The sequence below is a fragment of the Paractinoplanes toevensis genome (genome assembly GCF_018332695.1).
Taxonomy (GTDB): domain Bacteria; phylum Actinomycetota; class Actinomycetes; order Mycobacteriales; family Micromonosporaceae; genus Actinoplanes; species Actinoplanes toevensis.
This window is the reverse complement of sequence record NZ_BOQN01000052.1, coordinates 102,015-121,416: the sequence shown is the minus strand read 5'-3', so window position 1 is coordinate 121,416 and position 19,402 is coordinate 102,015. Positions and strand designations below refer to the sequence as shown.

The following is a 19,402-nucleotide window of genomic DNA, read 5'->3' as shown; positions in this document are numbered from 1 at the left end:
AACGATCCGTGGACAGAGGCAGGCTTGCCCGGGTGGGTGTGCTGGTGGCGGCGGGCGCCGTACTCTGCGGGTGCAGCTCGTCCGGTGAGGCGGCGCAGACACCCGGCCTGGAAGCGCGCGGCACGGTCGTGACCACGGTGAAGCCGACCCGGCAGGACCTCACCAACCAGATCAGCCTGGCCGGGAAGGTCACCATCAACCCGGTCTTCGGCATCGTCGCGCCGGTCGACGGCGAACTGCGGTACGTGGACCGGCAGCCGTCCAAGACCGCGTCGACCCGGCCGATCTGGGTGGCGTCGATCTGGAACGACGGGGTGCCCCGCCGGGTCGAGATCCCGAAGGACTCGATCCTGGCCGGCCGGCTGTTGGACGACCGCTCCGACGTGACCGCCGGGATGCCGGTCGTCTCCGCCCGCTACGCCGGGTACGGCATCGTCGCCGACATCGACAGCGCCCAGGCCTACCGGATCGCCGGCGCGGTCAAGACCGTCCGCGGGCAGATCACCAACGGGCCCGGCCCGTTCGAGTGCACCGCCCTCGGCACGATCGCCGCCCTGCCGGCCGGGACCATCCCGGAACCGCCGCCGCCCAGCCCGGCTCCGTCCGGCGCCCCCAGTGCCCCCGTTCCGGAAGGCGACTCGGCACCGGCCGGCTCGGAACCGACCGGCCTGCAGCTGGTCTGCACCGCCCCCGAGGAGATCAAGCTCATCAACGGCGCGTCGGTCACCCTCGACGTGGTCACCGCGAAGGCCTCGCACGTCCTCGTCCTGCCGGTGGAAGCGGTCGCCGGCATCCAGGGCAAGGGCAAGGTCGACGTGGTCGGCGAGGACCGCACCCGCAAGACCGTCGACGTCACCCTCGGCCTCACCGACGGCAAGGTGATCGAGATCCGCAAGGGCCTGCGCGGCGACGAGACCATCGCCGTGCCCGGCCCCGACCTGCCGACGGCGGCCCCCGGCCAGCAGGGCCCGTCCGGAGCCGTGGGATGACCGACCCGCTGATCCGGCTGACCGGCATCACCAAGGTGCTCAAGGGCCAGCAGGAACCCCGCACCATCCTCGACGGCGTCGACCTGACCGTGGCGGCCGGCGAGAGCGTCGCCATCGTGGGCCGCTCCGGCTCCGGCAAGAGCACCCTGCTCAGCGTGATCGGCCTGTTCGACCGGGCCGACTCGGGACAGTACGAACTGGCCGGCCAGGACATCAGCCGCCTCCCCGAGCGCCGGGCCGCCAAGCTGCGCAGCTCCCACTTCGGCTTCGTGTTCCAGCGCTTCTTCCTGCTCAAGCACCTGACCGCCGCGCAGAACGTGGCGATGGCCCTGGTCAACGGCCAGGGCTGGCTGCCCCGCCGGGAACGCCGGGCCCGCGTGCTCGAAGCCCTCGACCTCGTCGGCATCGCCCACCTCGCGAAGAACCGCCCCGCCCGGATGTCCGGCGGCGAGCAGCAACGGGTCGCCATCGCCCGTGCCCTCGTCCGCAGCCCCCGGGTGCTGCTGGCCGACGAACCCACCGGCGCCCTCGACACCGAGACCGGCGCCCTGGTCATCGACGCGCTCCTCGCCGCGACCACCCGCGGCTGCGGCCTGATCCTGGTCACCCACGACCGCGACCACGCCGCCCGGATGGGCCGCATCCTCGACCTGGACGCCGGCGTACTCACCGAGCGGGTGGCGGCATGACCGAGCGAAGCGAGCGTCATGATCGCGTTTTTGGTTTTTCGCTCTTTTCTGTAGGTAGGGCGGCATGACCGAGCGAAGCGAGCGTCATGATCGCGTTTTTGGTCTTTCGCTCCCTGAAGGAAAGGCAGCATGAGAAGGTTCTCCGGCCGTTTCCGCTCGTCGCTGATCATCGGCCTGCAGGGCATCCGCGCCCGGAAACTGCGCACCCTGCTGTCCATGGTCAGCCTCTTCCTCGGCGTCTCCGCGGTGGTGGTCGTCCAGGCCGGCGCCAGCATCGCCGAGAAAGCCCTGCTCGCCGACCTGCAGCTCACCGACGGCATCGACGGCACCCGGATCGTCGACATGCCCCCCGAGCCGAAGGCCGCCGACATCGTGATCAGCACGCTGCGTGGCCGCGCCGACGGGGTCGCCACGCTGGCTGTCTCGGCGATCGTCGGCGAGCCCGGTGTCCGCCCGGTCAACGAGGGCGGCTCACCGATCGACGAGGACTGGGGCGGCGGCATGGTCTGCTACGGCGACGGCCGCTGCGAGCCGGACACCAGCAATGGTCCGGAGGGCGCGGCCATCGAGGTGCGCCTGACCGCCCTGACCGGCGACGTGCGGGTCTTCCGGCCGTTCACCCAGCAGTCCGGCCGATGGCTCGACTTCTCCACCATGCCGGCGATGGCCCCGCACCTGGTGCTGAACCAGGAGGCCGCGAAGGGCTTCGACCGCTACCGGGTCCCCGCCGAGATGCGGGTCACCGGCGCTTCCGCCAACCTGACCCCGCAGTTCATCGGCGTCGTCGACGACGGCGACCCGCAGCCCCGCGCCTACGTCCGCCTCGACGAGCTCACCAACTGGCTGTCCCCGGCCAGCCTGGGCAACGGCGGCGCCGAGATGCGGGTGCTGCTGGCCCCGTCCACGCCGGTGGAGCAGGTGCTGACGACCCGCCTGCGCGGCGTGGGCGTCGAGACCTACGTCTCCACCGTGGAATCCCGCAAGCACCGCCAGAAGGAACTGACGCTGATGCGGCTGATCTTCTTCTCGATGGCCGGCCTGGTGCTGCTCATCGGCGTGGCCGGCATCCTCAACGTGGGCCTGGCCACCGTCGGCGAACGCATCGAGGAGTTCGCCCTGCGCCGAGCCGTGGGCACCCCACGAACACTCCTGGCCGGCATAGTCCTGGCCGAAACCCTGCTGACCGGCCTGCTCACGGCGGCGGCCGCGATCGGCGTGTGCGTGGCCGGCCTCAAGGCCGTCTCGATGCTGATCGGCGACTCCGAACCGTTGCTGCACAACGTCCAGTTCCCCTGGGAGGCCGGCGTGGCCGGCATCCTGGCCGGCATCATCGCGGGCGTTCTCGGCGGCTTCGTGCCGGCCTTGCGCGCGGCCGGCATCCCGATCGCCACCGTCATGCGCGCCTGACGAGGGGCCTCGGCCCGTCGCCAGGCGCCCCCGGTTCAGCCTCCGTTGTACTGCATCCAGGCGCCGTCGCCCGCGCACTTACTCACCGTGGGATCGGAGGTGTAGTAGAGGTAGACGCAGACATATGGCCTGATCCAGGCCGCGTTCGTGTCGCTGATGAGGCTGTGTCGCAACAGCGAATCGCCGGCACCCTTGTTGCCGATGGTGTCCAGGGCTTCGTTACAGGTGAACGCCACATCCGGGACGTTCCACACGTTGCCGTTGAGATCCATGAGCTGACCGGCCAGTTTCATCGCGCACCGGTCGGCGTAGGTCTCGAAGGACTTGTCGATGTATACGTGGATGGCGACATCGAGGTGGCGAGGTGAACCCGGATCCCACCAGACGGAGATGTCGCCCTGCATGGTTCTCAGAGTGTTCGGACTCGATCCGAAAAAGTAATAGTTGCGATAGTAGAAGCCTCCGGCGGCGGCGGGTGTGGCCGAAACCGCGATCAGCGACACGACGACGGCCAGGAAAACCGACGCTTTTCTGAGGATTCTGCGCAAGGCGGTTCCCGCGAATGCGGGCGTGGCCGAAGCCGTGATGAATGACAGGACGACTGTCAGAAGTACGCGGAATTTGCGGAGGGCCGTCTTGCTCTGCCCAAGGTGCATGGATATCCCCTTGATATCGGGTTCCGCCGATAATCTTGGACGCTAGCATCCATTGAGGACCGAGTCGAGACCGGTCGTAACGGGCCATGTTCACTGAGTAATCGGCGTACATTCACGTCGCTGCCCTCGTCCCGCGCACGACCGGCAGCGCGGTCGCGGCCAGGGCGACCACGGCGCAGGTGACGATCACCGCGGTGGCGGTGCCCCACGGGATGACCAGGGGAACCGGGCGGTCCAGCTCCGCCTCGACTGCCGCGCGGACGCCGCCGAGCGAGGCCGCGGCCACGGCGCCGCCCAGCAGGGTGCCGACGGCGACGGCCAGCAGCGCCTCGGCCGAGGTGACCCGCAGGATCTGGCCGCCCGACGCTCCGGACAGCCGCAGGGTGCGGAACTCGGGTCGGCGGGCGGCCGTCGCCATCAACAGGGTGTTGGCCACGGCGAGACCCGTGTAGCCCACGGTCAGGCCGATCAGCACCACCAGGAACAGATCGACGAGCTCGCCTTCGTCGTCGATGTCGACCTGCACGTAGTCCCGCGCCGTCATGGCCCGTGCCCCCACCGAGGCGACCGGCGTGCCGCTGAGCAGGACCGCTTCGGTCAAAGCGGCCGGATCGTGCCGGCGGGCCAGCTCACGGGGGACCAGAATGCCGGGCCCCGCCTCCGCCCTGATCGACCGCACCTCCATCCGCGAGGTGGTCCCGTCCGCCCACCGCAGGTCAACGGTCTCACCGACGGATGCCCGCAACTTGGCGGCGGTGGCCTTGTCGAGCACCATCCCGCTGCCGCTGCCGCTGCCGCTGCCGCTGCCGCTGCCGCTGCCGCTGCCGCTGCCGCTGCCGGTTGGGTCGTCGTCGCGGCCTGCGCTGTTGCCCGTGTCGGCGGGCGTGTTGCCGGCCGGGCCGGGCTCGGCGGTGAGGTCGGCTGGTGACGCGCCGGCGGCGGGGTAGCCGGCCGTGGTGCCGCGGTGGGTGATCAGGACGCGGGTGGGCAGCTGCGACGCGCCCGGCTGAGCCGCGACGGCGGCCTCGGTCAGGCCGGGGGTGCCGTCGGGCGCGAGGACCGTGGCGGCCGGGATCTTGTCGGCCTCGGCCGAGCCCTGCACGTCGTCGATCGTGGCGACCGTGCCGGTCAGCAGGACCGTGAAGCCGACCGTCAGCAGCACCGGCGCCGCCGTGGATGCCACTCGGCGAACGGCGACCAGGGTGCCCTCGCGGACCAGCATGCCGGTGGCGGCCCGGCGCCACGGCCAGGTCACCACCCGCACCAGCGGCACGATCACCACCGGTGCCAGCAGCGCCGCCGCGGTCAGCAGCAGCATCGCGGCGCCGAGGCCCGCCGTGGACTGGTCGGTGGCCGGCATCGACGGCATCTCGGCCAGCAGGAAGCCGCCGAGTGCCGCCGCGCCGGCACCGGCGATCCAGCGCACCGGGGTCATCGCCCGTCGTTCGACGGCCGCCTCCCGCAGGGCGTCCAGCGCGGGCACCCGGCTCGCCCGCCGGGCTGCGGCACCGACGCCGGCCAGGGCGACCACGACGCCGAGGACGAACGAACCGGCCAGGGCGAGCGGCTGCGGGGTGACGGCGAAGCCGGCCGGTTCCAGCCCCGCGTCGACGAACGGGCCGGCCAGCAGGGGAGCGGTCAGTGCCCCGAGCGGAAGGCCGACGGCGGAGGCCAGGACGGAGACGACGAGCGTCTCCGCATACATCAACCGGCGCACCTGGCCGGGGGTCGCGCCGACCGCCCGCAGCAGGCCGATCTCGCGGCGCCGCTGGGCGGCGCTCAGCGCGCACGTCGAGGCCACCACGAAGATCGCGACGAAGGCGCCGAGGCCGACCATCGCGATCAGCAGCTGCGCGCCGAGCCAGCGCACCCGCGTGACGGCGGTCGCCTCCAGCGAGTTGCGCTCGTGGCCGGTCACCACCTCGCCCGCCGGGCCGACCACACCGCGCGCCGCCGCGGCGACCCCGGCGGCATCGCCGCCGACGGTCAGGCCGATGACGCGCACGCCCGGTGACATGCGGAGGGCGGCCTGGTCGGCGACGTAGAAGCCGGGACCGCCGACCGTGCCGGTCACGGTCCAGGTGGCCGGGCCGGCGGCGGTCAGCACCTCGATGCGGCTGCCGGGCGCGGCACCGGCGACCGCGACCTCGCCCGGCCGCCGCGGCGGTGTGCCCGCGGAGAGCCGGTAACCGCCGAGTTGCGCCGAGGACCAGGCGTGCCCATCGAGCAGGGCCGCCTCGGGATCGCCGGTCGGCCGCCCGGCGACGACCCGCTGCACGTAGAAGACCGGGTCGGCGGCGGCCGCGGTCACGCCCGGCAGCGTGGCCAGCCGGGCCGACAACCGGGTCGCCTCGGCTGCCGTCCACGACTGGTATTCCGGCTCGCCGTAGCTGTTCTTGCCCACCGACGGGGCTCGGACCAGCACCGATGACGCCGAATATCGTTCCGGTGCCTCGGGCCGGGACGACAGGTAGATCGTGGTGGAGCCGGCCACCACCGCCACGCCCAGGGCGATCGCCACGAACGTGCCGGCGAAACCGGCGAACCGATGCCGCACCATGTCCCAGGCGAGCCTCATGACATGACCTCTTCCAGGTGGGCGGTGCGGACCGCGATCTCCTGGGCACCGGCCGGGCCGTCCAGCGAATCGACCAGGCGGCCGTCGGCCAGGAACACCACCCGGTCGGCGTGCGCGGCCGCGAACGGGTCGTGCGTGACCATCACGACGGTCTGGTCGTGCCGGTCGACCGCCGCCCGCAGAAGCCGCAGCACCTCACGGCCCGACGCGGCGTCGAGCGCACCGGTCGGCTCGTCGGCGAACAGCACCGCCGGGCGGGTGACCAGGGCCCGCGCGATCGCCACCCGCTGCTGCTGGCCGCCGGACAGCTCGCCCGGCCGGTGACCGGCCCGGTCGGCCAGCCCGACCTCGCCCAGCATCGCGGTGACCTCGCCCGGCTCCGGTTTCCGGCCGGCCAGGCGCAGCGGCAGCGCCACGTTCTGCGCGGCGGTCAGGGCCGCGATCAGGTTGAACGCCTGGAAGACGAACCCGACCCGGGCCCGCCGCAATCTGGTCAGCGCCCGCTCGGAGAGCCCGCCCACCGGCGTGCCGTCGATGATCACCTCGCCGCCGGTGGCCCGGTCGAGGCCGGCCGCGCAGTGCAGCAGCGTCGACTTGCCCGACCCGGACGGGCCCATCACCGCGGTGAACGTGCCCGCCGGAAAGACCACGTCCAGCGATCTCAGCGCGGCCACCCCACGCTCGCCGGAACCATAGGTCTTGGAGACACCCCGCAGCTCGACGGCCGGAGGTGTGTTCGCCCTCGTCATGGCGACCAGCTAACCGGGTCGGTGGCGGCGGCACAGTAGTGCTGGATGGAGTCTTGACGGTATATCCAGCACTACCTACGGAGATGGCTCCGGCAGCCGCCTCATCCGGTTCCAGCCGCTCCAGCCACGCTCGCGCATCTTTCCGCGCAGCCGCTCGGCCCGCGGGTCGGACTCGTCGGCCAGCCCGTCCAGCAGATCGAACGGAACCTCGTCCTGCTCCAGCTCACCCATCCCGACCTCGCCGGCGGCGTCGGCCTGCTCGGCCAGGCCGACCATGATGTCGGCGACTTCCCCCAGGCGCGAGTCGTCGACCGTGTCGGTGTCGAGAACTTCCGACAGGAGGCGGTAGAGCCGGACCACTTGCGGGTCCTCGAGCTGCGCGTACTTGGCCTTGATGAACTCGTGGACGCTATCGGGCCAGCGGGCGGCGAGGATGATCCACCCGTCTCGCTCGGCCCGCACCATCCGTTCCGACGTCCCGATCCCGCGGAGACTTTCGAGGTAGTCGGCCACCTCCGCCGGGAGCACCAGGCTGTCCCCGGCGGTGAGCTGCGAGATCTGCGTACGGCTGGTCTCCAGCCGGTCGATCTCGCCGCGCAGGTGGTGGTCGATCCGGTCGATCGCCTCGGCGAAGGCGGCCGGGCCGGCCTCGAGCATCGGGCCGATCTCGGACAGCGGGACACCGGCGCCGGCCAGGGTGCGGACCTTGATGAGCGACACCACGGCGCTCGCGGTGTACCGCCGGTAGCCCGAGGCGTCCCGTTCCGGCTCGGGCAGCAGGCCGATCTGGTGATAGTGCCGCACCGTCCGCACGGTGACGCCGGCATAGGCCGCCACCTGGCCGATCGTCAGCATGCGCTCAGGAGATCCGGCGACGGTAGGACATGGTGGCGAGGATATAGGCGACGACGAGGATGCCGACGCACCAGCCGAGGGCGATCCAGACGTCGTGGCCGACCGGCTGCCGGGCGAACAGGTCCCGGATGGTGTTGACGATGGAGGTCACCGGCTGGTTCTCGGCGAAGGCGCGCACCGGGCCGGGCATGGTGGCGGTGGGCACGAAGGCCGAGCTGATGAACGGCAGGAAGATCAGCGGGTAGGCGAACGCGCTCGCACCCTCCACCGACTTCGCGGTCAGGCCCGGGATCACCGCGAGCCAGGTCAGCGCGAGGGTGAACAGGACGAGGATGCCGACGACCGCGAGCCAGGCGAGCGCGCCCGCCCCGGTGCGGAAGCCGATGAGCAGGGCGACCAGGAAGACCAGTACGAGCGAGATCAGGTTGGCGGCCAGCGAGGTGAGGACGTGCGCCCACAGCACGCCCGACCGGGCGATCGGCATGGACTGGAAGCGTTCGAAGATGCCGCCCTGGATGTCGTTGAACAGCCGGAACGCGGTGTAGGAGATACCCGACGCGATGGTGATGAGCAGGATACCGGGCAGCATGTAGTTCACGTACGAGGCCGACCCGGTGTCGATCGCGCCGCCGAACACGTAGACGAACAGCAGCATCATGGCGATCGGTGTGATCGCGGTGGTGATGATGGTGTCCATGCTGCGGGTGACGTGGCGCATGGTCCGGCCGGTGAGGACGGCGGTGTCGGCGAAGAAATACGTCCTCATTTGTCGTCCCGGGCGGCGTCGCCGACGACCGCGAAGAAGACGTCCTCGAGGGACGGCTGCTTCTCGACGTACTCCACCTTGGCCGGCGGCAGCAGCTGTTTGAGCTCGGCCAGCGTTCCGTCGACGATGATCCGGCCCTGGTGCAGGATCGCGATCCGGTCGGCCAGCTGTTCCGCCTCCTCCAGGTACTGCGTGGTGAGCAGCACGGTGGTGCCACCCCGGGCGAGTTCTTCGACCGCCTGCCACACCTCGATGCGCGCCTCCGGGTCCAGCCCGGTCGTCGGCTCGTCGAGGAAGATGACCGGCGGGTTCCCGATGAGGCTCATCGCGATGTCCAGCCGGCGGCGCATGCCACCGGAGTACGTCGCCGCCCGCCGGGCGCCGGCCTCGGTCAGCGAGAAACGCTTGAGCAGGCCGTCCGCGATCGCGCCCGGATCCTCGAGGTGCCTGAGCCGGGCGACCAGGACGAGGTTCTCCCGGCCGGTGAGGATCTCGTCGACCGCCGCGAACTGCCCGGTGAGACTGATCGACTCCCGTACCTCGGCGGCCTGCGCGGCGACATCGAAGCCGTTCACCCGGGCCGTCCCGGCGTCCGCCTTGAGCAGCGTGGACAGGATCCGCACCACCGTGGTCTTGCCCGCCCCGTTCGACCCGAGCAGGGCGAAGATGCTGCCCCGCGCCACGTCGAGATCCACGCCGCGCAGTACCCGCAGCTCCTGGTAGGACTTCTCCAGCCCTTGCACCGAGATCGCAGGCTGCTGAACCTGATTGCTGGTCGGAGGAACGCTCATGCCTGCCAGCATGGAGGGTTGACGCAGCGTCAGGGTCAAGCCTGACGGCCGACCACGGTCGCGGCCGTCTCCGGGTCCAGCTCCCAGCCTTTCGCGTACGCCGCGGCGAACTCCGCCGGGCCCAGCGCGGCCCGGCCCTCGCGGGTGAGCTCGCGGATCCGCGGATCGGTGTGGTCGTCCAGGCCGCGCAGCCGGGCGGCGGCGCCGAGAAGCATGGCCGACTCGTGCCGCTGCCCGCGTATCGCGGCGAGTTCGGCCACGTGCACCGCCACCAGCGACAGGACCGGCAGTTCCCGGGTGGCCAGCGCGGCCGCGTACGCCTGCCGCAGTGCCTCGTCCGCACCGGCCAGATCGCCCCGGGCCAGGCAGAGCGCGGCCCGGGCGCCGCCGACCAGCGACCGGGCCTGGTCGGTGGCGCCGCCGACCAGCAATTGGTCGAGCAACTCGCCGGCCCGGTCGAGGTCGCCGAGTCGCACCCGGAGGCCGGCCTCCCGCGTGTCGATCAGGACCAGCATGTCCGTCGCGGAGCCGTGCAGCGCGCGCTCCCGGGCGGCGTCGATCATCGCGATCGCCCGGTCGGTGTCGTCGCGCCGCAGGTGCAGGTCGATCCAGCGCAGGTCGCTGTAGAGCTGGTCGCCGAGGCTGAGCCCGCCGAACTCGGCGGCCAGCGTTCCGGCCTCGCGCAGGTCGGCCAGGGCGCCGTCGAGGTCGTCGTAGCGCCGGAGCTGGGCGCGCATCGGCAGGGTGGCGGCCTGACCCCAGCGATCGCCGGCCCGCCGGAATCCGGCCAGCGACGCCTCCACGTGGGCCCGCATCCGGGTCGGCTCGCCCGCGTTCTCGGCGATCTCGGCCAGGAACATGTGGGCCAGGCCGGACAGCCACACGTCGTCGCCGCCGGCCAGGTCCTGGAAGATCCCGAGAGCGGCGGCCGGATCCAGCAGGAAGAGCAGGACCGGGCCGAACACCCGGTAGTGGCCGGGCAGCTCCGGACGATCGAGCAGCCGGCCGGCCAGCTCGCGCATCTCGGCCCGGTCGTCCGCAGCCTGCCCGGCGGTGCCCCCCGGCTGGGTGTCCGCCCGGTTGAGCAGGTAGACGGCTCGGGCGCAGTCCCGTTCGGGCGAAGGGCCGCCGCCGGGCACCGCCAGAGCCTCGCCGAGCCAGTAGGCGCCGTCGGTCTGCCGGCCGGACATCTGCCAATACCAGGTCAGGGTCAGGGCGAGGCTGATCGCGCCGGCCGGGTCATGGGTGGCGCACCGGTGGCGCAGAGCGGCGATCGCGTTGTCGTACTCGGCGCCGATGATCCGCATGGCGGCCGGCTGGCCCGGCCCGCGCAGTTGCGGGTCGTGCCGGGCCACCAGTTCGGTGACGTGGGCGGCGGCCAGGTCACCGGCGGTGCCGAGGTCGCCGCTGCCGGTCAGCCGGTCGGCGCCGTACTCGCGGATGGTTTCCAGCATGCGATAGCGACCGGCGACCGGCGCGAGCTGCAGCAACGATCGGTCGACGAGCGTGGCGAGCAGGTCCGGGATCGCGGCCGCGGGCACGGTGGTGCCGGTGCAGACGGCGGCGGCCGAGGCGGGCGTGACGCCGCCGGGCAGCACCGAGATCCGTTCCGCGACGGTGCGTTCGTGGTCGTCGAGCAGGTCCCAGCTCCAGGCGATGACCGCCCGCAGGGTGCGGTGCCGGGGCGGTGCGGTGCGGCTGCCGGTGGTGAGCAGCCGGAACCGGTCGGACAGCCCGCCGGCCAGGTCGGCCAGCGACAGCGTCCGTAACCGGGCGGCGGCCAGTTCGAGGGCCAGCGGCATGCCGTCCAGGCTGCGGACCACTTCAATGACCTGCGACAACGTCAACGGAGAAAGATCAAATCCGGGGCGTACGGCGGCGGCGCGCTCGACGAAGAGGCGCACTGATGCCGTACGCCGGGATTCCTCGAGGCCGTCGCCCGGCTCGGGCAGCGTCAGCGGCCCGAGGGGCACGAGCGCCTCGCCGTCGACCGCGAGAGGTTCGCGGCTGGTGGCGAGAACCCGCAGGCCGGGGCAGCGGGACAGCAGAGCCGCGACGAGGTGGGCCACCGCGTCGATCAGATGCTCGCAGTTGTCGACCAGCAGCAGGCTCTCCCGGCCGCCGAGCTCGCCGGCGAGAACGTCGAGCTCGTCCCCGTCGGCCGGCTTGCGGCTGTCGAGCATCGTGCCGCCGCGCAGCCCGATGCCGGCGAGCACGGCCGCGGCGACCTTGGCCGGTTCGGTGACGGACGCGAGGTCGACGAGCCACGCCCCGTCGCGGTGCCGGCGGGCGGCCTCCAGCGCGAGCCGGGTCTTCCCGGCACCGCCCGGGCCGAGGACGGTGACCAGGCGGCCGGCGGCGAGCAGGGCGCCGATCCGGGCGAGATCGTCGTCGCGCCCGATGAAGCTGGTCAGCGGCGCGGGCAGGCCGGGCGGCCGGGCCCGGCCGGATTCGGCCGCCGGTGCCGCCGGCGCCGGGCCGGGGCGCAGCAGGCGCAGATGTCGTTCCCGCAGGGCGGTGCCCGGGTCGGCGCCGAGGATGTCGGCCAGCGACTCGCGGATCCGCTCGTGGACGGCGAGCGCCTCGGCCTGGCGGCCGGCGGCGGCGAGCGCGTCCATCAGCAGCGCTGCCGCCCGCTCGTGGACCGGCTGCTCGGCCAGCAACCCGGTCAGCCGGGTGGCGGCCGTCTCGACCCGGCCCAGCGACAGCTCGGCCTCGGCGAGGTCGGCGACCACCTCGATCGACACCTGCGCCAGGCGGGTCGCCACCGTGGGCGCCACCGACGCGACGACCGCGGGTTCGGCGCCGGGACGGTCCCCCCACAACGCCGCGGCCTCGGTGAACGCGGTGTGCGCGGCCTGCGGGGCGCCGGCCCGCAGCCGTTCCCGGCCGGTGGCGGCGAGTTGCTCGAAGTGCAGCGCGTCCACGTCGGCCGGGTCGACGGCGAGCCGGTAGCCGCCGGCGACCGGCTCGACCAGGCCCGGGGTCGCGCCGGCCGGGGTGAGGGCGCGGCGCAGCCGGGAGACGAGGGTCTGCAGGGCGGCGGCCGGACCGGACGGCGGCTGGTCCGCCCAGATCGCGTCGACCAGCACGCCGGGCTCGACCGCGCGTCCGCCGGCCAGCGCCAGCCGGACGAGCAGGCCCTGCAGCCGAGCGCCCGGTACCGGCCGGACGGTGTCGCCGACCGACACCTGGAACGCGCCGAGCAGCGTGACGCGTAGCCGTACACCCCGGTCCATGGCCTGATCTTCGCGCGCTCGCCGGCACCGGCCCAAATCAGGCGGCCGTGTTTGCCCCGTGTTTGCCGCGTGTCAGCGACCGGCCGGAGTCTTCGCACCACCAGCACGAACGACGGAGGAAACGGTGAGCGACATCAAGTCCGAGGCACCCCTGAGCCGGGCGGCGGGCCGGGCACTCATGGCCGGCGGGGCCATCTATTTCGTGGCCGAGTTCATCGCCGCGGCGGCGTGGACCGATCCGCCCTACAGCTACACCTACCACTGGATCAGCGATCTCGGGGTGCACGGCCCCTCGACCGCGTTCGGGCAGTTCATGTACTCGCCGCTCGCCTGGGTGATGAACACCGGCTTCGTGCTGTTCGGGCCGGCCGTGCTGGCCGGTGTCCTGATGCTGCGGGGACTGCCGGTCCGGCGGCGGTGGGCGCTGGTCGTGACGGCCGCGCTGCTGGCGGTCGGCAGCGTGCTGGTGGGACTGTTCCCCGGATCCGCCGAAGCGCTCGACGACGGCACCGGCGCTTATCACGGGCTGGGCGCTTTCACGGCGTTCGTGGGCGGCAACGTGCTGGCGATCCTCCTCGGGCGGGCGCACCGGCTGCTCGGCGTCCCCCGCCGGGTGGGCCGGGTGCTGGTGGGGCTCGGAACACTCGGTTTCGTGTCGCTGGTGGCCTTCGTGGCCGACCTCGGCTCCGGCGCCGACGTCCTCATCGGCCTCGTCGAACGCGGCGTCATCTACCCGTACCTGATCGGCTTCATCGTCCTGGGAGCCGCCCTGAGGACGACCCGAGAAGGTATATCCAGCACTACCGACAGGGGTGCGCGGCGCCGGTAGCGTCGCCCCCATGCCGGTTCGCAACGCGCTCGAGGCGCTGACGATGCGGCCGACGCACTTCCTGTGCTCGGCCTGGCCATGGCGGTCACTGGCCTATCTGGCCGGTGGCGCGCTGCTGGGGTTCGCGACCATCCTCGCGGTCCTGGGCCTCGTGCTGGCCGGGATCGTGCTGTCGGTCGTGGTCGTCGGCATCGCGGGCTACCTCGCGACGGTTCTCTCCGGGGTGGCGGTCGGGCGGCTCGAGCGGTGGCGGATGCGGCTGGTCGACAACAACGCGCTGCCCGATCCGCACCGGCCGGCGCCGCGGGCCGGCATCCGGGCCTGGGTGACGCTGCGGCTGCGCGAGCAGGCGACGTGGCGCGAGCTGGGCTACACGATGTTGTCCGCGCTGATGCTCTGCTGGATGGACGCTCTCGTCGTCGGCCTGGCGATCTATCTGCCGTCGATCCTGCTCCTAGGCCCGTTCTACATCGACGACGAGCCGCTTTACTATTCGGTGCCGCTCGCCTTCGCCGGCATTCCGCTCGCCGTCATCGCCGCCTATCCGGTGACCGCGTGGGCCGGTGCCCGCGCGGCCATGGCCCGGGCGATCCTGGCGCCGCGCATCCACGACGCCGACACCAGGCTGGTCGAGGTGACGCAGTCGCGGGCCCGGCTGGTCGACGCGTTCGAGCTGGAGCGGCGGCGCATCGAGCGCGACCTGCACGACGGCGCCCAGCAGCGTCTCGTCGCCCTGACCATCCAGCTGGGCATGGCCCGCCTCGAGCTGCCCGCCGGTTCGGTTGCCGACGATCAGCTCGCGCGGGCCCACGAGCTGGCCAGACAGGCCCTGACCGACGTGCGTGAGCTGATCCGGGGCGTGCATCCGAAGGTCCTGACCGATCGTGGTCTGGAGGCCGCGGTGGGGGAGGCGGCGAGCGCCGCGCCGGTGCCGGTCGACGTGCGGATCCGGCTGCCCGGCCGGCTGCCGTCAGCGGTCGAGGTGACCGCCTACTTCGTGGTGGTCGAGGCGCTGACCAACGTGGCGAAACACAGCGCTGCCGGCCGCGCGGCCGTGACGGCTGAGGTGACCGGCGACCGCCTGGTCCTCGAGGTGCACGACGACGGCCGCGGCGGTGCCGACCCGTCGAGCGGTTCCGGGCTGGTCGGGTTGGCCGACCGCGTCGCCGCCGTGGACGGCGCGGTCGCCCTGTCCAGCCCACCGGGCGGTCCCACCCGGCTACGGGTGGAGATCCCGATGCCACCCTGATGCCTGCCGGGCGCGGGCCCGAGGGCCGGGGCCCGGAGGCGTGCTGGGTGGGGGTCAGACGCTGACGGCGTCGATCAGGTCGCCGACCGGGCGGTCGGGGAGGGCGCGGGCCACGTCCGCCACGGCGACGATGCCGACCAGCTTGTGGCCGTCGATCACCGGGAGGCGGCGGACCTTGTGCTCGGCCATGGTGCGCAGGATCTCGGCCGCGTCGTCGTCGGCGCCGATGGTGACCGGCTTGCCCTGCCCGAGCTCGCCGGCGGTGACGCTGTTCGGGTCGCGGCCCTTCGCGATCGCCTGAACGACGATGTCGCGGTCGGTGACCATGCCCTTCAGGCGGTCGTCGCTGCCGCAGATCGGCAGGGAGCCGACGTTCAGCTCGGCCATCTTGCGGGCGGCGTCGGCCAGGCTCTCGTTCTCGCCGACACAGGTCGCGTCGGGTGTCATGATCTCGCGGGCGGTCGTCATGACCGGGGCTCCTTCCGTGGATGCGGATCGTCGGTGGATACCTGCCGTGACTACCCGCTCACCCGCAGAACTATCGTGCGGGCTCGAAGTCGCCGAAGGTGGCACAAAGACCCCGCGAAAGGGGCGAAATCCCTCGTTGGCGACGCGTTATGTCCGCCCGTTCTGGGGTATCCGAGCCGTCAATACTTGTCAGTAAGCAACAACGAGGACGGTTCAGATGGATAGCTCCAAGCCGGGACGCGTGATCAAGGACGTCGTCGAGGCGGCCGCGGCGAAGGTGGCCGATGTGCGGGGCGACACGATTCCGGGTTCTCCGGGCAGCGGGGTGCCGAGCCTGGAGGAGCCGACCACCCCGCAGGACCCGCTGCCGCCGAAGAGCGAGCAGGGCAGCCCCGACACCGTCACGCCCACCGGGCTCGAAACCGGTCTGCCGCCCACGGCCAACAGCCAGCAGGGCGCCTTTCTCACCACGGCGCAGGGTGCGCGCCTGCGCGACACCGATCACTCGCTGAAGGCGGGCCCGCGCGGGCCGATCCTGCTCCAGGACCACCACTTCCGCGAGAAGATCACGCACTTCGACCACGAGCGCATCCCGGAGCGGGTCGTGCACGCCCGCGGCACCGGTGCGCACGGCACGTTCACCGGTTACGGCACCGCCGACGAGGTGACCCGGGCCGGCTTCCTCGCCAAGGACAAGGAGACGCAGGTCTTCGTGCGGTTCTCCACCGTTCTCGGCTCCCGGGGATCGGCCGACAGCGTGCGGGACACCCGTGGCTTCGCGACCAAGTTCTACACCGACGAGGGCACGTTCGACCTGGTCGGCAACAACATCCCGGTGTTCTTCATCCAGGACGCGATCAAGTTCCCGGACATCATCCACGCCGCCAAGCCGCACCCGGACCGGGAGATCCCGCAGGCGCAGAGCGCGCACGACACCTTCTGGGACTTCGTCTCGTTGCACACCGAGGCGCAGCACCACACCATCTGGAACATGTCCGACCGCGGCATCCCGCGGTCGTACCGCACCATGGAGGGCTTCGGCGTCCACACGTTCCGGCTGGTCAACGCGGCCGGCGAGACCACCCTGGCGAAGTTCCACTGGAAGCCGAAGCTGGGCGTGCACTCCCTGGAGTGGGAGGAGGCGCAGATGCTGGCCGGGCTGGACCCGGACTTCCACCGCCGCGATCTGTACGACGCCATCGAGGCGGGCGCGTTCCCCGAGTGGGAACTGGGCCTGCAGCTGTTCCCGGACACCCCGGACGAGACGTTCGGCGGGATCGACCTGCTCGACCCCACCAAGATCGTTCCGGAGGAGCTGGCGCCCGTACAACCGGTGGGTCGCCTTGTCCTGAACCGGACGCCGACGAACTTCTTCGCCGAGACCGAGCAGGTCGCGTTCCACCTCGGCAACCTGGTGCCGGGCATCGACGTCACCAACGACCCGCTGCTGCAGGGCCGGCTGTTCTCCTACCTGGACACGCAGCTCACCCGGCTCGCCGGGCCGAACTTCCCGCAGATCCCGATCAACCGGCCGCACGCCCCGGTCAACGACATGCTCCGGGACGGCTTCCACCAGCAGGCCGTGCACGGCGGGGTCGCGCCCTACCGCCCGAACTCGCTGGACGGCGGCAACCCGTTCGAGGCGGGCGACGCCCAGCAGGCGTTCCTCGACGTTCCGGTGACGGTCACCGAGGCTCCGAAGATCCGGGCGAACCCGGTGTCCTTCGACGATCACTACAGCCAGGTCCGCCTGTTCTGGCAGAGCATGAGCCCGATCGAGAAGGAGCACATCGTCCGCGCCTACACGTTCGAGCTGGGCAAGTGCTACGAGCAGACGATCAAGGAGCGTCAGCTGCAGTGCCTGGCCAACGTCGACCCGGTGTTGTGCGAGCAGGTCGCCACCGGTCTCGGCCTGCCCGCCCCGGAGCCGACCCAGGCGCTGGCCGAGGTCACGCCGAGCCCGGTGCTCTCCCAGATCGGCGAGCAGTGGCCGTCGGACGGGCGCACCATCGGCATCGTCGTGGACGCCGACGCCCTCGAAGCCGACCTCGATGACGTGCGCGACGCGGTGTTCGCGGCCGGCATGGTGCCGCTGCTGATCGCCGCGCACGGTGGCAAGGTCGGCGACCTGCCGGTGCAGCGCACGTTCGCCACGGCCCGCTCGGTCGAGTTCGACGCGATCATCCTGGCCGGTGCGCCGGCCCCGGCGCCGGACGCTATTCCGGCCCGCGACGCCAAGGCCGGGGCGAAGCCGGCGGGCGCCGCGATCGACCCGCGGGTGCTGCTGCTGGTGGAGGAGACCTGGCGGCACGCCAAGGCCATCGTCGCCTGGGGCGCCGGCGCGACCGTCCTGGAGACGACCGCAACGGCCGGCACCCCCGGCGTCCTGGTGGCGGAAACGGGCGAGGCCGCCGTTGCCGCCCTGCAGCAACTGCTGCCGGCCCACCGGGTCTGGGAACGCTTCCCGGCCACGATCAGCTAGACGGGATCCGCCGCCCCGCGGATCAGGTGCGACGAACGGGCCGGCCTCGGCGAGATCCGAGGCCGGCCCGGCACGGTTCGGGCCGGGCGGTCCGCCGCCGGCTCTTCCGGAAGTACGGGCGGTGAAGAGTTCCGTGGCGGCCGGCGGCGGCCCGGGACCGGGCCGAGGCCGCAGCGCCACTTTCGCGTGGGGCGGTTGGGCAGAAGGCGCCGGGTGGCGGTCCGCCGTACCGTGGACGGGTGTCACTCACCTTCGGACTTCGCAGCGAGGACACCGTCGTCGGATCTCGGCTCACGGCCTGACCGGAGGCACCGCATGGACCGTCGCGACTGGTTTCTGCTCGGTGCGCCCTGGGATTGTTCGGGCACGGGCCGGGGCGAGGCCGGAGGTCCCGCGGCACTGCGGGCGGCCGGCCTGACCCGGCACGCCGGCGTCGATCTGGGCGACGCGGCGACCGTCATCTCCGACTGCCGCCGCGATGAGCGGACCGGGGTTCGGGCCCTGCCGGAAACCATCGCGGCGGCGCACGCCCTGGCGGCCTCGCTGGGCGCCGGCATGCGCGCGCATTCCGGGCGGCGGCCGCTGGTCGTCGGCGGTGACTGCAGCCTTCTCCTCGGCGTCTTCGCCCATACCCGGCAATGCATCGGCGATGTCGGACTGTGGATGGTGGACGGCCACCCCGACTACCTCGATGCTCGTGCTTCGGAGACCGGCGAGACCGCGGACCTGGAGCTCGCCGTGCTCACCGGAGCCGGGCCGCCCGGCCTCACCGGCCTGGGGCGGGCGGTGCCGATGGTCGAGGCCCATCACGTCGCCCTGATCGGACATCGCACCCTCGGCCTCGACCCGGCGTCGGCGGCCGAGCTGGCCGGGCTGCCCACCGGCCTGCTCACGATCGGCTCACCGGAGTTGATCGGGGACCCGCACGGCGCGGGCAGCCGGGCCGCGGCGTGGGCCGCCCCACTGGGGATGCCGATGTGGCTTCACCTCGACGTGGACGTCCTGGACCCGACGATCCTGCCGGCGGTGACCTACCCGCAGCCCGGCGGACCGGACCTGGACCAGCTCGCGGCGGTGCTCGCTCCGTTGGCGAGCACACCCGACCTGCTCGGTTTCAGCATCGCCGACTTCCGGTCGGACCTCGACCCCGGCGGGCGGCACGCGGCCGATCTGGTCAAGCTGGTCGACCGGGTGCTGTGACTATCCGCGGCCGAGGGCCTTGACCAGCTCGGACTTCGTCATGGTGGAGCGGCCCTGCACACCGCGGCGCTTGGCCTCGTCGTACAGCTCGCGCTTGCTGGGTGCCGAGGACAGTTCGGCCTTGGTCGGCGTACGCCGCTTGTCCGATGATTTTCTCGTGGCCGACGGCTTGCCCAGCTCTCGCCAGCTCTTCTCGGTCATCTCCACACCGAACTTCGACGCCGCCCGCTGGATTCGGCGGAAGGCCTCGTCCCGTTCGCGGTCGGAGACGTCCTGGACCTGGTCGAAACGGGCGATCGCGTTGCGCACGTGCCGGGCGTCGTTGAGCGGTTCCTTGCGCACCCGGGGAAACGCGAAGGTGCTGTCCCGCATGGCGTTGCGGTCCGCGGCGTCGAGTTCGTTCGAGCTTCGCTTCTTTCCAGCCATGGTTCGCGGATACCCTGCCCGGGCCGATT

16 protein-coding genes are annotated in these 19,402 nt (G+C 72.2%); 7 read left to right on the top strand and 9 right to left on the bottom strand.

The annotated features are described in order from the left end of the window. Positions 1–8 precede the first annotated feature (8 nt). The 3 genes from Ato02nite_RS20300 to Ato02nite_RS20290 all read left to right on the top strand — a co-directional run bounded on the left by Ato02nite_RS20300 (position 9) and on the right by Ato02nite_RS20290 (position 3,085). Positions 9–989: an efflux RND transporter periplasmic adaptor subunit gene (locus Ato02nite_RS20300; protein ID WP_246607240.1), complete on the top strand. Its 981-nt coding sequence runs from the start codon at positions 9–11 to the stop codon at positions 987–989. Next, positions 986–1,678: an ABC transporter ATP-binding protein gene (locus Ato02nite_RS20295; RefSeq protein WP_213008149.1), complete on the top strand. Its 693-nt coding sequence runs from the start codon at positions 986–988 to the stop codon at positions 1,676–1,678. The genes Ato02nite_RS20300 and Ato02nite_RS20295 overlap by 4 nt, the downstream gene beginning before the upstream one ends. A 129-nt stretch (positions 1,679–1,807) precedes the next feature. After that, the gene (locus Ato02nite_RS20290; protein WP_213008148.1) at positions 1,808–3,085 is read left to right on the top strand and encodes an ABC transporter permease; all 1,278 of its coding nucleotides are present in this window, start codon (positions 1,808–1,810) and stop codon (positions 3,083–3,085) included. 35 nt (positions 3,086–3,120) lie between these two features. On the opposite strand, the gene Ato02nite_RS20285 is transcribed toward Ato02nite_RS20290, so the two are convergent. The 7 genes from Ato02nite_RS20285 to Ato02nite_RS20255 all read right to left on the bottom strand — a co-directional run bounded on the left by Ato02nite_RS20285 (position 3,121) and on the right by Ato02nite_RS20255 (position 12,719). Continuing rightward, on the bottom strand, positions 3,121–3,741 hold the full coding sequence (locus Ato02nite_RS20285; RefSeq protein ID WP_213008147.1) for a hypothetical protein: 621 nt from the start codon (positions 3,739–3,741) through the stop codon (positions 3,121–3,123). A gap of 112 nt (positions 3,742–3,853) precedes the next feature. After that, entirely contained in the window at positions 3,854–6,319 is a 2,466-nt protein-coding gene (locus tag Ato02nite_RS20280; RefSeq protein WP_213008146.1) for an ABC transporter permease, read from the bottom strand. After that, complete coding sequence (locus Ato02nite_RS20275) at positions 6,316–7,068, bottom strand: ABC transporter ATP-binding protein (protein ID WP_213008145.1); 753 nt, start codon at positions 7,066–7,068, stop codon at positions 6,316–6,318. Before Ato02nite_RS20275 ends, Ato02nite_RS20280 begins: the two co-directional genes overlap by 4 nt. Before the next feature lie 75 nt (positions 7,069–7,143). Next, positions 7,144–7,923 carry a MerR family transcriptional regulator gene (locus Ato02nite_RS20270; protein WP_213008144.1) on the bottom strand — a complete coding sequence of 260 codons (780 nt, stop codon included), beginning with the start codon at positions 7,921–7,923 and terminating at the stop codon, positions 7,144–7,146. Between the two features lie 4 nt (positions 7,924–7,927). Continuing rightward, the gene (locus tag Ato02nite_RS20265; RefSeq protein WP_213008143.1) at positions 7,928–8,689 is read right to left on the bottom strand and encodes an ABC transporter permease; all 762 of its coding nucleotides are present in this window, start codon (positions 8,687–8,689) and stop codon (positions 7,928–7,930) included. After that, positions 8,686–9,480 (bottom strand): ABC transporter ATP-binding protein, encoded by a 795-nt coding sequence (locus tag Ato02nite_RS20260; RefSeq protein ID WP_246607239.1) that lies wholly within the window; start codon positions 9,478–9,480, stop codon positions 8,686–8,688. Before Ato02nite_RS20260 ends, Ato02nite_RS20265 begins: the two co-directional genes overlap by 4 nt. A 35-nt stretch (positions 9,481–9,515) precedes the next feature. Beyond that, the gene (locus Ato02nite_RS20255; protein ID WP_213008141.1) at positions 9,516–12,719 is read right to left on the bottom strand and encodes an ATP-binding protein; all 3,204 of its coding nucleotides are present in this window, start codon (positions 12,717–12,719) and stop codon (positions 9,516–9,518) included. Between the two features lie 124 nt (positions 12,720–12,843). Here Ato02nite_RS20255 and Ato02nite_RS20250 point away from each other — a divergent pair, with 124 nt between their 5' ends. Together Ato02nite_RS20250 and Ato02nite_RS20245 are read left to right on the top strand one after the other, a co-directional pair. Then, positions 12,844–13,548 (top strand): DUF998 domain-containing protein, encoded by a 705-nt coding sequence (locus Ato02nite_RS20250; RefSeq protein ID WP_213008140.1) that lies wholly within the window; start codon positions 12,844–12,846, stop codon positions 13,546–13,548. Between the two features lie 10 nt (positions 13,549–13,558). Next, on the top strand, positions 13,559–14,797 hold the full coding sequence (locus tag Ato02nite_RS20245) for a sensor histidine kinase (RefSeq protein ID WP_213008139.1): 1,239 nt from the start codon (positions 13,559–13,561) through the stop codon (positions 14,795–14,797). Positions 14,798–14,851: 54 nt separating this feature from the next. Here Ato02nite_RS20245 and Ato02nite_RS20240 read toward each other — a convergent pair whose 3' ends face one another. Further along, positions 14,852–15,265, bottom strand: a complete 414-nt coding sequence (locus Ato02nite_RS20240) for a CBS domain-containing protein (RefSeq protein WP_213008138.1) — start codon at positions 15,263–15,265, stop codon at positions 14,852–14,854. Between the two features lie 217 nt (positions 15,266–15,482). On the opposite strand from Ato02nite_RS20240, the gene Ato02nite_RS20235 reads away from it, so the two are divergent. Continuing rightward, positions 15,483–17,747 carry a catalase gene (locus Ato02nite_RS20235; protein ID WP_213008137.1) on the top strand — a complete coding sequence of 755 codons (2,265 nt, stop codon included), beginning with the start codon at positions 15,483–15,485 and terminating at the stop codon, positions 17,745–17,747. 315 nt (positions 17,748–18,062) lie between these two features. Next, entirely contained in the window at positions 18,063–18,947 is an 885-nt protein-coding gene (locus Ato02nite_RS20230) for an arginase family protein (protein ID WP_213008136.1), read from the top strand. On the opposite strand, the gene Ato02nite_RS20225 is transcribed toward Ato02nite_RS20230, so the two are convergent. Further along, positions 18,948–19,373 carry a DUF6582 domain-containing protein gene (locus Ato02nite_RS20225; protein WP_213008135.1) on the bottom strand — a complete coding sequence of 142 codons (426 nt, stop codon included), beginning with the start codon at positions 19,371–19,373 and terminating at the stop codon, positions 18,948–18,950. Between the last annotated feature and the right edge of the window lie 29 nt (positions 19,374–19,402).

Coding starts and splice junctions, on each gene's coding strand:
- Ato02nite_RS20295 (WP_213008149.1), top strand. CDS start 986: ATGACCGACCCGCTGATCCGGCTGACCGGCATCACCAAGGTGCTCAAG.
- Ato02nite_RS20290 (WP_213008148.1), top strand. CDS start 1,808: ATGAGAAGGTTCTCCGGCCGTTTCCGCTCGTCGCTGATCATCGGCCTG.
- Ato02nite_RS20285 (WP_213008147.1), bottom strand. CDS start 3,741: ATGCACCTTGGGCAGAGCAAGACGGCCCTCCGCAAATTCCGCGTACTT.
- Ato02nite_RS20280 (WP_213008146.1), bottom strand. CDS start 6,319: ATGAGGCTCGCCTGGGACATGGTGCGGCATCGGTTCGCCGGTTTCGCC.
- Ato02nite_RS20275 (WP_213008145.1), bottom strand. CDS start 7,068: ATGACGAGGGCGAACACACCTCCGGCCGTCGAGCTGCGGGGTGTCTCC.
- Ato02nite_RS20270 (WP_213008144.1), bottom strand. CDS start 7,923: ATGCTGACGATCGGCCAGGTGGCGGCCTATGCCGGCGTCACCGTGCGG.
- Ato02nite_RS20265 (WP_213008143.1), bottom strand. CDS start 8,689: ATGAGGACGTATTTCTTCGCCGACACCGCCGTCCTCACCGGCCGGACC.
- Ato02nite_RS20260 (WP_246607239.1), bottom strand. CDS start 9,480: ATGAGCGTTCCTCCGACCAGCAATCAGGTTCAGCAGCCTGCGATCTCG.
- Ato02nite_RS20255 (WP_213008141.1), bottom strand. CDS start 12,719: ATGGACCGGGGTGTACGGCTACGCGTCACGCTGCTCGGCGCGTTCCAG.
- Ato02nite_RS20245 (WP_213008139.1), top strand. CDS start 13,559: ATGCCGGTTCGCAACGCGCTCGAGGCGCTGACGATGCGGCCGACGCAC.
- Ato02nite_RS20240 (WP_213008138.1), bottom strand. CDS start 15,265: ATGACGACCGCCCGCGAGATCATGACACCCGACGCGACCTGTGTCGGC.
- Ato02nite_RS20235 (WP_213008137.1), top strand. CDS start 15,483: ATGGATAGCTCCAAGCCGGGACGCGTGATCAAGGACGTCGTCGAGGCG.
- Ato02nite_RS20230 (WP_213008136.1), top strand. CDS start 18,063: ATGGACCGTCGCGACTGGTTTCTGCTCGGTGCGCCCTGGGATTGTTCG.
- Ato02nite_RS20225 (WP_213008135.1), bottom strand. CDS start 19,373: ATGGCTGGAAAGAAGCGAAGCTCGAACGAACTCGACGCCGCGGACCGC.